The organism is Streptomyces sp. NPDC023541 (assembly GCF_055559995.1).
In genome coordinates, this window is record NZ_JBVHJO010000025.1 from 12,891 (window position 1) to 26,515 (window position 13,625).

Genomic DNA, 13,625 nt, shown 5'->3' on the forward strand with positions numbered 1-13,625 from the left:
AGCAGGCACGCTTCATTCATCACGACCGCACGGAATCTCGCTGTCGCCGGAGTCATGTCGGCTGCGTTGATACCGGTTTCGGCGGTGCCGGCGACGGCCGTCACGTGCGACGCCGCGGCCGCTGCCCGAGCCCCGAGCGGCAGTAACGACGCCGCCTCACGCAATGCGCTGATCTGTCTCATCAACGCCCAGCGCACGCAGCGGGGGCTGCCCGCCCTCACCACGAACCAGGCCCTGACCACGGCGGCCCAGCAGCACTCCGCCGCCGCCGTGCAGCTGAAGTGGTGGGGACCGGGCAAGGATTCCCACCGCAACCCGCAGACCGGCTCGACCCCGCAGAGCCGCATCAAGGCGGCGGGTTACTGCCCGAACCCCAGGTCATGGGCCGTCGCTGAAATCACCTACACCGGCTGGGGCGGCTCGGGTACTCCCAATGCCGCGGTCAACTGGTGGATGAACGTCAGCACGTGGGGCCACCGGCAGATCATCCTCGACCCGTCGATGCGGGAGATCGGCGCCTGGGCCCAGCCAGGCGCGGCCGACCGAGCCGGTGCCGGTGCGAGTCAGGCCGGGACCTACGTCGTGACCTTCGGCCGCTGCCAGCAGTGAACCGCTCCCCCGGTCCTGTCCTCGGCCGCGGGTCCCTCCGTACCGGTCAGTCCTCCCAGTCCTCGCCGCCGCGCACGGCGCGCCATCCCTCGCGGTTCTTCAGCGCTTGCCGCGATGGTGTCGTTCATCGCGGCGCTCGTCTGCGGCGCAAGGTTTCTCGGACGTGAAGCCAACGGGCTGCGCGTTGCCCGGCCCCCTGGAGCGGACCGCTGGCGGCCCGTCGGCCGGCCCTGCGGTTCGACTCCGGAGGCTAGGTGAGGCGCTCCAGGACGTCGAGGACGTGCTGGGCGCCGTCCTCGTCGGCAAGGGCCGCCGCGACACGGCGGGAGCGGGTACGCAGAGCAGGATCCCGCGTTGCCCTCACGATCGCTTCGCTCAGCTGCGGAGCCGTCAGGCTTTGATAGCGCAGCGGGGGCGGGGAGACTTCCAGCCTGTGCAGACGCTGCGCCCAGAAGTGCTGGTCGAGCTGGACGGGGACGGCGACGGCGGGGGTGCCGGCGCGCAGGCCCGCTGCGGTGGTGCCCGCACCGGCGTGGTGGACGACGGCGGCTGTTCGCGGGAACAACCAGGCGTGCGGCACCTCTTGGACGGTGATCAGGTCGTCGTCTTCTGCGTGCAGGCCGCTCCAGCCCGACTGGATGATCCCCCGCACTCGCGCCCGGCGCAGGGCTGAGGCGAGCAGGGTGCTCAGGCGTTCGGCGTCGGCCGCGACGAAACTGCCGAAGCCGGCGAAGACCGGGGGCGGTCCCGCGGCCAGGAAGTCGCTCAGGCGTGAGTCGGGCTGCCATGCGGGTGGGGTGGCGGGCCACCAGTAGCCACAGACCTGATGGCCGGACGGCCAGTCGTGGGGGCGGGGAACGATCCGCGGGCTGAATCCGTGCAGGACCGTACGGCTGCGCGACAGGCTTAGCGGGCCGGCGAACCTCTGCTTCGGAAGGGCCAGTTCGCGGCGCAACCGGGCGAGGGTCGGGGCGAAGAGGCGTTCCGTGCCGAGCCAGAGGGCGCCGCCGGCCAGCCGGTTGCCGTAGGGGCCCAGCGAGCGTACGCGCGTGACCAGAGGAGGGAAGGCCGCTGTCGGCCGGATCGGCTGGAGGTAGACGCCGAGCGCCGGCACGCTCATCGCTTCGCCGAAAGTCGCGCACACCGGGTCGGTGGTCGTCGAGCTCAGCAGCACATCGGCGCCCTGCCGCACCGCGTCCGCGACACCGGCGGCCAGCCGTGGCATGAAGGCCCGCGCCATGCGCGTCAGCCGCGCCATCGCCACAGCCGGGCTCGTGGCCCGCGCCAGCCCCTGCCCGGCCGCGGAGGCCAGCTCCTGCCTCGGATCGACGGGCAGGGGCCGAAACTCCAGCCCGAAGGCCTCCACCGTCTTCTCGAAGCGCTCATGGGTGGCCAGCGCCACCTCGTGACCCGCCGCGCGCAGCCGCACCCCGAGACCGGTGTAGGGGGCGACATCACCCCAACTCCCCGCCGTGACGATCAGCACACGCATGCTGACAGCATGTCACTCAACCGGGGTGGGGGCGGGCTTTCTCGTGCGGAGCGCCGAGCCCCTCGCGGGCGCCCCGACGTCGGGGCGATTTCAGTCCGACACGAGCCCGCCCGTGAGGTTGAGTTCGGTGGCGGTCATCGTGCGGGCCCAGTCGGATGCCGCGAAGACCGCGGCGTTGGCCACGTCCTCGTATCGGGGTCGCTCGGCCAGGAGGGCCCCCTCGTCGGCCCGGTTCACGTCGCCGGGTGCGGGAGAGCCGGGTGAGAGCAGCCAGGCGACCCGGACACCGTGCGGGCCGAGTTCTGCCGCGAGTTGCCGGCAGACGCCCGCGAGGGCGGACCATGCGATGTGCGATCCGCCCAGGTCGGGAATGGTCTCGCGGCCGCCGGCCATGACGAGGATGACGCCGCTCCCCCGGTGGATCATGTGGCGGGCTGCCGCAGTGGCCGTGATGACCGTTGTCGTCACGGCCTTGACGACCGGGCGGGTCACGTCGGCGACGGCCATCTCCAGGAGCGGGGCGCCCTGAAGGTCGTCGTTGGACGTGGCGTTGAAGCAGATGTCGATCCCGTCGCCCGCGGCGGCCACCGCATCGGCGTGGCGGTCGACGGCGTCGCGGTCGGTGGCATCCAACTGCGCGACGCGGGCGACCCCGCCCTCGCCTTCGATGCGCCGCGCGATGTCTTCGAGGGTCGCCACCGTGCGTCCGGTGACGTGGACAGCGGCGCCTTCGCGCGCGAAGGCGTGAGCAACAGCGGCCCCCACCGCTCCGGAACCGCCATGGACGATCGCCGTCTTCCCGGCCAGCAGCACGGTTTCTCCTCGGTACGCCCACTGAGCAATCGGCGGCACCGCGCGGCACCCCGCGGCCCAAGGTACCCCCCTGACCTCCGTGCACCCTGGAACTCCCCGCCCTTGCCCGCTTGCAGCCAGGCGGCCGGACCCTTGTCGTCCACTTGACGATATCGCCTGGCCGCCGTTATCGTCGCAGTGACGAAATGAAGGGGGTTCGCCATGGCCGACATCACCCGGCGCCTTGGCTGGCGTCATCTGCGCTCCGCGCCCACCGCCCACATCCGCCACCACCGGCGCGGCCGGCTCGTCCACGACGGCCGGGGGCTCAGTTTCTGGTACCGGTCGCTGTCGGCGGCGCTGTCCGAAGTACCGGTCGACGACCGGGAGCTGGCCATGGCGTTCCACGCCCGTACGGCCGACTTCCAGGACGTCACCGTGCAGGCCACCGTCACCTACCGGATCAGCGACCCGGCCCTGGCGGCCGAACGGCTGGACTTCTCCGTCGACCCGGACACCGGGAGCTGGCGCGGATCGCCCTTGGAGCAGATCGCCACTCTCCTCACCGAGACCGCGCAGCAGCACACACTGGACGTACTGGCCCGCATCCCACTGGCGGACGCCCTGGTGGACGGCGTCGCCTCCGTACGGCAGCGGGTCGCCGACGGTCTCGCCGCCGAGCCCCGGCTCCCGGCCACCGGCATCGACGTGGTGACCGTACGGGTCGTCGCGATCCGCCCCGAGGCAGAGGTGGAGCGCGCCCTGCGCACTCCGGCCCGCGAGCAGATCCAGCAGGAGGCGGACCGGGCCACCTACGAGCGTCGGGCCGTCGCCGTCGAGCGTGAGCGTGCCATCGCCGAGAATGAGCTGGCCAGTCAGATCGAACTGGCCCGGCGTGAGGAACAGTTGGTCGATCAGCGCGGCATCAACACCCGCCGCGAGGCCGAGGAACAGGCGGCGGCGGACAGCGTACGGACCGAGGCCGAGGCCGCCCGCAAGGTCCGCCTGGCCCGCGCGGACGCCGAGGCGGCCCGCGAGGTCGGCGCGGCACGCGCCGAGTCCCAGGCCGCCTGGCTACGGGTGCACGGCGAAGCCGACGCGGGCACGCTGCACGCCCTGGCCGCCACCCGGCTGGCGGAGAACCTGCCGCGGATCGAGAGCATCACCCTCTCCCCCGATGTCCTGACCGGGCTCCTCACCAAACTCGGGCGTCCTGAAAGCGGGGCGGGCGCGTGAGCCTGGCCCCGCGGGCCGTACTCGTCCACCGCAGGACCGAGTACGAGGAGCTGCTCGCCCGGCACGGGACGCACGGGCAGGCGGCGTTCTTCCTCTCCAGCCGGGGCCGTTCGATCGACGAGGTGGTCGGCCGCCACGACCGTACGAGGCAGGCGCTGCGGGAGGTGGCAGCGGCGGTGCCGCTGACCTGGCGCAGCTCCCGGGTGGAGCGGGCCGACCTGGACCGCTTCCTGTTCGCCCCGGAGGACGTGGTGGTCGTGGTCGGCCAGGACGGCCTGGTCGCCAACACCGCGAAGTACCTTCGCGGACAGCCGGTGGTGGGCATCGACACCGATCCGGGGCGCAACCCGGGGGTCCTGGTCCGTCACCGCTGGGCCGACACGGGCCCCCTGCTGCGTGCCGCGGCCGCCGCCGGGGGCCGGGCGGAGGAGCTGACCATGGTCGAGGCCGTGGCCGACGACGCCCAGCGCCTCCTCGCGCTGAACGAGATCTACCTGGGCCCGCCCGGCCACCAGACGGCCCGTTACCGCCTGGGCCCCGACGGCGAGAACGGCCCGGGCGAGGCCCAGGCGTCGTCCGGGGTGCTGGTGGGCACCGGTACGGGCGCCACCGGCTGGCTGCGCTCCCTGTGGCTGGAGCGCGGCAGCACCACTGGGCTGCCCGCGCCGTGCGAGGAGCGGCTCCTGTGGTTCGTGCGCGAGGCCTGGCCCTCGCCCGCGACCGGAACATCGAGGGTCGCCGGTGAGCTCGGGCGGGGACAGGGCCTGCGGCTGACCGTGGAGTCGGACCGGCTCGTGGTCTTCGGCGACGGAATGGAGGCCGACGCCCTGGAACTGACCTGGGGCCAGAGCGTACGGCTGGGCATCGCGGAAACGTCCTTGCGCCTGGTGACGTGAGCGGCGGCATCGCCCCTGCGGATGACGGGCGAGCGCGTCACTCCTCGTTGAGCCGGCCGCATGGGCGGGGCAAGCGGGCCTCCCTCTTGGACCAGGTCGTCCCGGGACCGGCCGTGGACGAGGTCCATCGGCCTCGCGCCCGGGCGCTTCGAGGTCGTCGGGAAGCCGGAGTTCGTTGAGGGCGACCTCCCGGCCGAGTTGCTCGTCGTGGGCTCGCCAGAGAGTCCCCATGCCGCCCAGCCGCCGGGCGGCGGCCAGTGCGCGTGGTGCGTATGCGCGGTCGACACCGCCGCGGCCGGCCCGGTGTGACGGGCAACCGGGTCCGTCAGGCCCGCGCGTACGGGCCCTCGGTCGCCATCGTGTTCTGCATCGCCGTCAGCCTGCGGACGAAGAGGACGGCGAGCACGCCGGCGATCGTGGTGGCCAGGTCCGCGACGATCCCGAGCTTTCCCACAGCGAGCAGCTCGTCCACGGTCTCGGCCTCCATGTAGAGCCGGCTGAAGACGCGGCCCACGATCGCCGCGAGGACCCAGACCACCCACCAGGACGTCAGCAGGGCGGCGGGCGCCGTGCGGTCGGAGCCTTCGGGGCCTCGCTGGGTGCTGGCCCGCCAGGTCTGCCGGGCGATCCGGTAGGGCAGGAACAGGTGTCCCACGGGGATGAACCAGGCGCCGATGGCCCAGCCGCGGCCGAGGGTGAAGGCATCGGGGCGGAAGATGCCGCCGTTGCTGCGCACACGGTGGAACCAGATGATGAAGACGACGACCGTGGGCAGCACCGTGAGGACTTGGAGCAGCCCGGCGAGGATGGTGAGCGCGGGGGACAGACCGAGTTCGAGGTCGTCGAAGTGGGTGTACCCCGCGAACCCCTGCATCCACGACTGCTCGTACGCGCCGGCTCCGGCGGAGAAGAGGTGCACCGCGGTCGCGGCGCCGAGCAGCCAGGTCAGGGCCGTCGCGAGGCCGTTCGGGGAGCGCAACTCGCCCTGGGGCGCCGGCGGAGCCATGTGCACCGGCCCCCCGGGGTAGGGGTGGCCCTGCTGGGGGACCGGGTACGGGGCCGGGCCCGGGCCCGGCTGCGGGAACGGCTGCGGAGGCGGCGGCGAGCCGGGCGCGCTGAAGGACATGACGGTGGACCCCCACGGGAACGGATGACATACGGAAGGGCCCCGGCCCGGCGGGCGGGGGCCCCGGAGAAGATATGCCGGTCCCATGCCTGGAGTCCAGGGAGTTCCTGCTGGTCAGAGCGTACGAGACGGGTGCCCTGGCCTCATCCCGAGCGGAACCCCGGCCACCTCGGATGCCTGCACCACTCCCCGGTCGACGATGCCCCGTTCGGCCGCCCCAGCCGGGGAATACCTCCGGCGACCAGCTCCCGCGCGCACCGGCCGCGTCCGTCCGCCGGTGCACCGGAAGCCTGCGGGTCGTGCTTCAGATGATGTGGATGCGCTCCAGGGCGCCGACGGTGTCGCGGACCATCAGGTCGTTGCCCTTGGCCCGCTCGTTCTCGATGAAGCCGAGCAGGAGCACCGCCCGGTTGATCACGTCGGACTTGCTGACGCCGCTCGCGGCGGTCAGCTCGGAGACGATGGTGACCGCCGGGGGGCACAGGGTCACGGAGTACCGCTCGCTGTCGGGGTGCGCGGGAAGCCGCTGCTCATCCATGGTGACGACCTTCCTTGGATCCTTGGGGACCGTTGTGCACCAAGGTTGCACCAAGGCCGTGCAGTTGTGCACCATTTTTACACAGGGTCGGCCCTGCGGACGGCGGGCGTCGAAGGCTGCGCCTCTCCGCCGCAGCAATGGGCACCGAAAGTACCGTCGCCGCTTTCGGCACCTCCCCATGGCTGCTCGCCGAACGCGCTCCGGAGCCCGGCGGCGACGTTCAGCCCTTGGACGCGCTGGTCGTTCCGTCCGTCCCGAGGCTACGTCGAACCCACCGAGCTGAGCGCCGTGCGGGGGCCATCGACGAGAACCCGGATGGGATCGACCGCTGGAGCGCCACCTGCCGACGGTCCTGCACGTCGAGGCGCCGGCATCCCCGGACTCATGGACTGTTACGCCCTGAAAGCGCCCGGTACCGTCACCCGGGCCTGCCCGTACACCGACTTCCCACTCGTCGAGATCCGCCCCCGACCGGCCCTCCGGGCCGTCGGCGGGTCGTCGGCCGAGGGAGCAGGATCGACGTCCAGGCCGAGCCGTTCACCGCGTGGGGCGCTCTCTCCGGCTGCGGCGGCGTCGCACTGCAACGGCGAGGTGAGCGGCCGTGAAGGGTTTCTGTCCGCCCGGCGGCCTCCGTCAGGCGCCGGCACCCGCATTTCTGTCACCCTTGAGACATGACCCAACCGGTGAACCCAGGCCCTCCGAGGAAGCGGCCGATCGCCTACGTGATCTCGCTCACGGCAATCGCAATCATGGTTGTTCACATCGTCAATCCCGCTCTGGAGATCGACGGCACCACCCTGGCGCTCGCCGCCATCGCGGTGGTGCCGTGGCTGGGTGACCTCTTTGAGAGCATTGAACTTCCCGGCGGCACCAAGCTTCAATACCGCAGGCTGCAGGAGCGCATCGACGCAACTGAGCACCGCACGCAGGAGGTCCGGCAGGCAGCCGATGACGCAGCCCGGCAGGCCCGAGTGGCCTTGGTGACCTCGGGAAGCGAGAACGTCGCAGGTGGCACACCGACGGAAAAGGTGGCACAGCTCACCAACGCGTTCACAGAGCTGCGTCGGACAGAACCCTCCAGCCCCGCACGGACCTACCGTCAGGAGCAGATCTTCGCTGAGCTGGTGAGACTCACCCCGCAGCTGACCGGCATGGACCTGCCTGCAGCGCTCGGCTCTGACGACGGCGGGACGCGCCTGACCGCATACGCGCGGCTGTACGCGAAGCCGGAGGAGCAGTACCTCAACGCTCTGGTGGAGGCTTCCCTCTCGGAGGAGATGCACTTCAACCAGTACTGGGCCTTCCACGCGGTCGGCGCGGTGATCGACAGCATCGGCCCGGGCCGGGTCGAGTTGACGACGGTCCGCCGTCTACGCCAAGGCCTGTCGCTGGTCCCAGAGGACAGCGACCGCGCCCGGACACTTCGCGCCGTTCTCGCGAGAGTGGACTACGACGCAGCCTGAGCCGGATACTGCGCCGCAGCGACGATGCCAGGTACGCCGCCGCGGCCGTGACCTGGAAGCGGGATGCGGCCTGCTCCCAGCCGCCGGTCAGCGCGGAGGCCTCCACCCGGCCGGACTCCTCGTGCGGGGCCCGGCCGTCGGGGTCGAGCCACCGGACGGTGGCGGTGGCCACGTGTCTGGACGCGCCCGGCCGCAGCCGCACCGCGTGCAGGGCGGTCGCCGTGCGGCCCGGGCCGACCTCGCCGCCGTCCACGGAGTCGTCACGGACGGAGTCGTCGGCCACGCGTCGGTTGTCGTATCCGATCAGCCGGAACCGTTCCACGTTGCGCGGTTCGACATGTGCGGGCAGCTCGTCGCAGAAGACCCTGCGGGCCTCCTCCTCGTCGGATACGTAGACGGTGTGCCCGTCGCCCTTGTCGTCAGCCGTTCCATGAACGAGTCGTTGTAGTCGCTGCCCACGCCGACCCCGAAGAGGGTGATGCCGTGGTCGCCGCGAGCGCCGTCGATCCGCTTCAGCAGGCCCCGGCTCTGGAGCGCCCGACCTGGCGCCCCGACATCCGGGCCGCCGTCATCTCCAAGGCGCGGGTCAACATGCACCGCAAGATGGCCAACACCGCGAAGGTCACCGGCCGGTACCCGCTCGGCGTGCTGTCCGACTGCGTCGTCTACGCCAGCCCCGGGCCGTCCCCGCTCGACTTCCTGCCCTACACCACCTCCGGCAAGCCCCTCCCCGGAGCCTTCCGCCTCGGCACCACCCCGGGCCTCGCCAAGGTCGAAGGCGTCCAGGAGATGGCGTGGGCCGTGGACCTCATGGAGAAGGGCCTGAACCCCGCCAGGCACATCAAGGGCGGCGACGCCGTCACGGACGAAGGAGAATAGAAGCCGTGGGGGACATCGACGATGCCTTGGAGCGCGCGGACCGCGAGACCTTCACGCGGGAGCCGCCCAAGACCCTCAAGGGCCGCATCAACTTCCTGATGGGCAAGCTGAAGACCACCAAGGCCGTCGCCGCGGAACTCGGCGTCAGCCAGCGCTCGATCGAGCGCTACCGCACCGGCGACGATCAGCGACCGGATCGACACCGCCGTGCGTGCCCGCTGGCAGCCGGTGGTGCGCAACCGGCGGCGAAAGGAAGCCGCCACCCGCACCGGCATCACCGTCGAGACGAGGGCCCGGTTCGGCTACACCGCACCCATCGGGACCACCGACGACGGCCGCATGCGACGCCTCACCGTCCACCTCCCACCCGCCTACGCCGACCGGCTGTTCTAAGCACAGCAACAGAGAGCGGGCGATCCGGAACTGCGCGCGATCGTCGCCGAAGGCCTCCAGAACACCTACTTCAAGGACGGCGGCCCCCGCGCCGACCAACTCGAAGTCGAATCATCGACATCGACTACATCGACGTCTCGTTCTAGGCGGCCATGTCCAGCCCGAGAAGGCGTAACCCTGCTGGTGACCGCCGCCGCCGTTCCTGCCTGGGGCGGGGGTGTCTCAGCTGGTCCACTCGCAGGCAAGGTTCACGTTCCGCTCGCCAGTGCACCCATAGAGGAGGGCAGGCCGGGGGGTCCGGGCAGGGCTCGCGCGGGGTCCATCGAGTGGTGGGGCGGCCCGGTGCTACTGCCGCCAGAGCGCTCTGGATCACCGGGCCTCGCCCGCGCACCCCCTATCGGCACGGACTGGGCCCGACCATAGCCGCAGCCGGCCATCGCCCCGCAACAGAAGCTCTCTGTTCGGCATCCTGTGTGACACGGGCCGACGAGGGTTGACCCCCGGCACTGACACCGCCATGCACACCGGAGTTGTGTGAGCGGCTGTTCCCGCTTCGGCCGACCTGCGGCCGGTACGAGGATCACCTTTGACAGGGCAGCGATGCGGCAGTCAGCAGCTCCTGGGCCGCGCAGGCGATGAAGTGGGGCGCCCACTCCTGCGGGGGACACAAAGCGGGGGCCTGCAGCCGTTCGCCAGCGCGCGGCTCCGTCGGCGGTCAGCCGGCTGTTGCGGCCGACCCTTTCCCGTACCGCGGACCTCGTCTACGGCCACGTCCAGGCGCAACCGCTGGAACCTGAGCGGGTGACGGAATACGCCCTGGTCAACGGCCCGATAGGCGCTGAACTCCGCCACCAGGGCTGGCGCCCGCCATCCAGGGGCTGGCTTCGTGGATGCGAATGGGTTCTGGCTCAACTTCTGTGGTGACGCGACGCTCCGTACTCCGGGACGCGGAACAACGAGGACCAGCAGGTCAGTGCTTTGGCTCGACGCGGCACGAGCGCGCACGGCGCAGCTCCACAGAAGTTGAGCCAGAACCTGCGAATGGGCAGAGTTTCGACCCTGGTTCGGGAGGCAGGATGTCCTTGAGGCCGGGGCCGATTGTTCACGGGTTTCGGAGGCAGGCGGCCTTCGGCTGGGTCTGACAGGGAGCCTGGTTCGCCGGGCCGTTCATGTACGGAAGTGTCGTGCCTATCACGGCTGGCCCGGGCTGACCTCAGAGACAGCCTGCTCCCGGTCGGGGCCGGGCCGATATCGCGTGGCGGCCGCTCCCCCCGGTCGGGCAGGGTGCCCGTTGATGAGCGATAACGACGTGATGCCCTATGCCCGCTTCGATTCGGTCGAGGGCCTGCTGCAACGGGGACGTGGCCTGGGCCCCATACGCGCGCTGCGGAATCCCCTGGAGGCCGCGCCCATCGTCTACGACGGGATCCGGCGGGACTGGCGGTGGGACGGCTTCGACGACCGCGCCTGCTACCTCGCCGGGCTGGTCCGGGACCTGGGAATGTCGCCGGCGCCGGTTGTGGAACTGCTGGCCGGGGACGAGGGTCAGTGCAGGCGGGCTGCCGAGGTGCTGGAACTGCTCGCCCTCGATGATTGCGACGAGGCGCGCGAGGCCCTGCGCAACCACGTCCGGGAGGGCGCGCACTGGGTCTCCGTGCTGGAGTCCGTCTCCTGCATCTGGCCCCTGGAGTGGTGGGAGGACCTGGGTGAGGCCGCGCGGGCGAGGATCAGCGGTGAGCCGGAGCCGCCGTGGTTCACCGAGCCGTGGACCCGCTTCGGGATCGAGGTCCAGCGACCCGATCCGGGTCCGACCCCTAACGATCCGACCGGCCTTACGGACGACGAGCTGCTCGGCCTGCTGGCCGAGGCCGGCAGCAGGGTCGACGCCCTGCGCGAGCTGTCCCGCCGGGATCCGGTGGAGGGCCTGATCCCGCTCGTGCCCTCCCTCGTCACCCCGGACGGCCGCCATCCCCTTCCCCGGCTCAGGCAGGCCGTCGACCGCCTCGGCGCCCTGGCCGTTCCGGCCGCGCGCCGGTGGGTGGGCGACGAGCGGGAGTGGCTGGCCCGGCTTGGCTCTGACGTCCTCGCCGATCATCTCGGCCCCGAGGTGGTCCCGGTCCTCGTGGCCGAACTCGCCGACCAGTGGCGGAGCCGCGCGTGGTGCGGCCCCGACGACACGGCGAGGCGGCTGGCCCGCTTCGGGCCAGCGGCCGCCGGGGCGGTGGCGGACCTGCGCAGGTTCTGGCTGCGCACCCCGCACTCCTACGAGCGGGCCGCCTACCTGGAGGCACTGGCCGCCATCGACCCTGGCGGGCTGGACTACGCCCACACCGAGTCCCTCTGGGACTGCGAGGAACGGGCCCGGCTCCTGGGCATAGCCCACGCGCCGGACCACCCCGAAACCCTGGAGCGGATCACGGCGCTGCGCAACGACCCGATGGAGACCCCTGACGTACGGGCAGGCGCCGAAGCACGGCTGGCCGCCACGACCACCCCGTGGTTGCCCTGACCCGATCTGGACAGCCAAGGGCCGCAGTGCCTCCCGTTCTCGTGAACATCGACCACGGACCGATTCGGACGCCTTCCGAGACGGTGAACAACAGCCTTCACTACTCGTGAACAAAGCCACTCAGGGCATCACACCAGAATGGGGCCACCACACCGTTCGGCGCCGTCTTTCATGGCGATCAAATTGGCTTGCACGTAAGAGATGTGGTTCCTGGAGTGCCAGTCAGTCGGGTAGTAGGTGACCAACCGTGAACGCTGGAACCGGGCCTGGATCTCCGGCACGAAGGCGCGGTATTGGTTGTCGGTGTAATACCAGAACGAATTTTCGTTGTAGTAGGCAACATGGGTCGGGTCTTGGTATGCGCCGCGGCCGTCGGAGCTGGGAGTCTGGGAAAGGAGCATGCCGCCTGGCGCCAGAAGGCGGTACAGCTCGTTGATGAGCGGAATCTTTGCGGGCACGTGCTCCAGGAAGTCCACCGCTCGGATCAGGCCGACCGAGTCATCAGGGAGGTCCAGGGGCTGGGGCAGTGTCGCAACGATGTCGACGCCGTCCCTTGGGTGTTGGTCCACGCCCAGGTAGCCCGGCGGCTTGCGGTGCGCAGCGCCGAGGTCCAGTGCAAGCAGCCCGCGCCGTTTGGTCCAGGCGAGCGTGTTGGCCTCGATGTATTTGTCGTACAGGGCTACCGTCTCGCGCTGGATGTGCGCGTTGACCTCAGTGTCGTTCTGGGTGTTGTGGGGATGCATCCGCTGCAGGTACAAGCAGCGAGGAATCAGGTGGAAGTCGCCCGCCTGGAACAGACGGCACATCAGGTCCTGGTCGTCCAGAACAGCGCGCATGGCGTCATACCCACCGACCTCCTCATAGATGTTCTTACGGAACGCCCGCACGTGGTTGGGGGCATACCAGATGAACGACACATTGTGCGGCGTCGGCGCCATGGAGACGGCTTGCAAAAGGCGGCGACCGTCGACATCCACCTCCTCGTACTGCCAGCCGTGCGCCTCGTTGAACCGCGTGTCGTCACGGCCCCCGTCCTCGGTGATCTGAGCGGTATGGCTGTAGACGAAGACGACGTCGGGATTCTCATCGAAAGCCTTCGCCAGTTCCGCCAGGCAGTCCTTTGCCAGGAGGTCGTCGTGGTCGAGCTCGACGAGGATCTCTCCGCGTGCCAATTCGCAGGCTCGGCGCTTGGCCGCTCCAATTCCCTGGATGTCGTCCGCGATCTCCACCCGGACACGGTCGTCGGGGTGTTCCGGACGCCATCGCGCGCCGTTGTTGAGGAGCACGACCCACTCCCAGTCGGAGCGGGTCTGTGCTTGCAGGGTTGTGAGGCATTCATCCAGGAAACGCGGTCGGTGGGTGGGGGTGAAGACAGAGAACTTCGGGGTCGGGGAAGAAGTCATCTTTTGGTACCTGTCTGAGTGGCTGTCGGTGCTGGGCTCGCGGAATCGTGGAACTGTTCCGTGAGGAGCTGCCGGAGTGATGGGTCGGCGCGGACAGCGAGTCCGAAGGCGTCCTCGGCCTCGCTGTCACGGCCCTTCTCCGCCAAGGCCTTTCCAGGGTGCAGATAGGCTTGGCAGTACAGCGCTGGTTCGAAATCTGGATCGATTTTCAGGCCGATGCCGTAAGCCGCGTGGGCGTCGGCCGTCCTGTTGTCGTTGGGCGATGACGCCGAGGTTGTCCCAGGCGAGA

The 13,625-nt window shown here is 70.5% G+C and carries 10 protein-coding genes and 3 pseudogenes; 7 read left to right on the plus strand and 6 right to left on the minus strand.

Going from position 1 to position 13,625, the window contains the following annotated elements:
* Positions 1–54: 54 nt before the first annotated feature.
* Positions 55–609 (plus strand): CAP domain-containing protein, encoded by a 555-nt coding sequence (locus ACZ3X1_RS34675; RefSeq protein WP_362634447.1) that lies wholly within the window; start codon positions 55–57, stop codon positions 607–609.
* Between the two features lie 250 nt (positions 610–859).
* On the opposite strand, the gene ACZ3X1_RS34680 is transcribed toward ACZ3X1_RS34675, so the two are convergent.
* Complete coding sequence (locus ACZ3X1_RS34680) at positions 860–2,101, minus strand: glycosyltransferase (RefSeq protein ID WP_467283161.1); 1,242 nt, start codon at positions 2,099–2,101, stop codon at positions 860–862.
* A gap of 90 nt (positions 2,102–2,191) precedes the next feature.
* The gene (locus tag ACZ3X1_RS34685) at positions 2,192–2,914 is read right to left on the minus strand and encodes an SDR family NAD(P)-dependent oxidoreductase (RefSeq protein WP_362634442.1); all 723 of its coding nucleotides are present in this window, start codon (positions 2,912–2,914) and stop codon (positions 2,192–2,194) included.
* 201 nt (positions 2,915–3,115) lie between these two features.
* Here ACZ3X1_RS34685 and ACZ3X1_RS34690 point away from each other — a divergent pair, with 201 nt between their 5' ends.
* Together ACZ3X1_RS34690 and ACZ3X1_RS34695 are read left to right on the plus strand one after the other, a co-directional pair.
* Positions 3,116–4,129 (plus strand): SPFH domain-containing protein, encoded by a 1,014-nt coding sequence (locus ACZ3X1_RS34690; protein WP_467283165.1) that lies wholly within the window; start codon positions 3,116–3,118, stop codon positions 4,127–4,129.
* Positions 4,126–5,025: a hypothetical protein gene (locus tag ACZ3X1_RS34695; protein ID WP_390077623.1), complete on the plus strand. Its 900-nt coding sequence runs from the start codon at positions 4,126–4,128 to the stop codon at positions 5,023–5,025. Before ACZ3X1_RS34690 ends, ACZ3X1_RS34695 begins: the two co-directional genes overlap by 4 nt.
* 325 nt (positions 5,026–5,350) lie before the next feature.
* Here ACZ3X1_RS34695 and ACZ3X1_RS34700 read toward each other — a convergent pair whose 3' ends face one another.
* The gene (locus tag ACZ3X1_RS34700) at positions 5,351–6,151 is read right to left on the minus strand and encodes a DUF4328 domain-containing protein (protein WP_390077624.1); all 801 of its coding nucleotides are present in this window, start codon (positions 6,149–6,151) and stop codon (positions 5,351–5,353) included.
* A 304-nt stretch (positions 6,152–6,455) separates the two neighbouring features.
* Positions 6,456–6,689, minus strand: coding sequence for a hypothetical protein (locus ACZ3X1_RS34705; protein ID WP_467283169.1), 234 nt, complete (start codon positions 6,687–6,689; stop codon positions 6,456–6,458).
* A 671-nt stretch (positions 6,690–7,360) separates the two neighbouring features.
* On the opposite strand from ACZ3X1_RS34705, the gene ACZ3X1_RS34710 reads away from it, so the two are divergent.
* Positions 7,361–8,152: a hypothetical protein gene (locus ACZ3X1_RS34710; RefSeq protein WP_390077628.1), complete on the plus strand. Its 792-nt coding sequence runs from the start codon at positions 7,361–7,363 to the stop codon at positions 8,150–8,152.
* A gap of 259 nt (positions 8,153–8,411) precedes the next feature.
* Here ACZ3X1_RS34710 and ACZ3X1_RS34715 read toward each other — a convergent pair.
* A pseudogene (locus ACZ3X1_RS34715) lies at positions 8,412–8,474 on the minus strand (hypothetical protein); the annotation flags it as partial.
* A gap of 200 nt (positions 8,475–8,674) precedes the next feature.
* Between ACZ3X1_RS34715 and ACZ3X1_RS34720 the strand changes: the two are divergent.
* The 3 genes and pseudogenes from ACZ3X1_RS34720 to ACZ3X1_RS34730 all read left to right on the plus strand — a co-directional run.
* Positions 8,675–9,031, plus strand: a pseudogene (locus tag ACZ3X1_RS34720) (telomere-associated protein Tap); the annotation flags it as partial.
* 5 nt (positions 9,032–9,036) lie between these two features.
* A pseudogene (tpg, locus tag ACZ3X1_RS34725) lies at positions 9,037–9,570 on the plus strand (telomere-protecting terminal protein Tpg).
* Between the two features lie 1,148 nt (positions 9,571–10,718).
* A complete protein-coding gene (locus ACZ3X1_RS34730; protein WP_467283171.1) occupies positions 10,719–11,933 on the plus strand; it encodes a hypothetical protein in 1,215 nt (404 codons plus the stop codon).
* Between the two features lie 128 nt (positions 11,934–12,061).
* Here ACZ3X1_RS34730 and ACZ3X1_RS34735 read toward each other — a convergent pair whose 3' ends face one another.
* The gene (locus ACZ3X1_RS34735) at positions 12,062–13,336 is read right to left on the minus strand and encodes a glycosyltransferase (protein ID WP_467283174.1); all 1,275 of its coding nucleotides are present in this window, start codon (positions 13,334–13,336) and stop codon (positions 12,062–12,064) included.
* Positions 13,337–13,625: the final 289 nt, after the last annotated feature.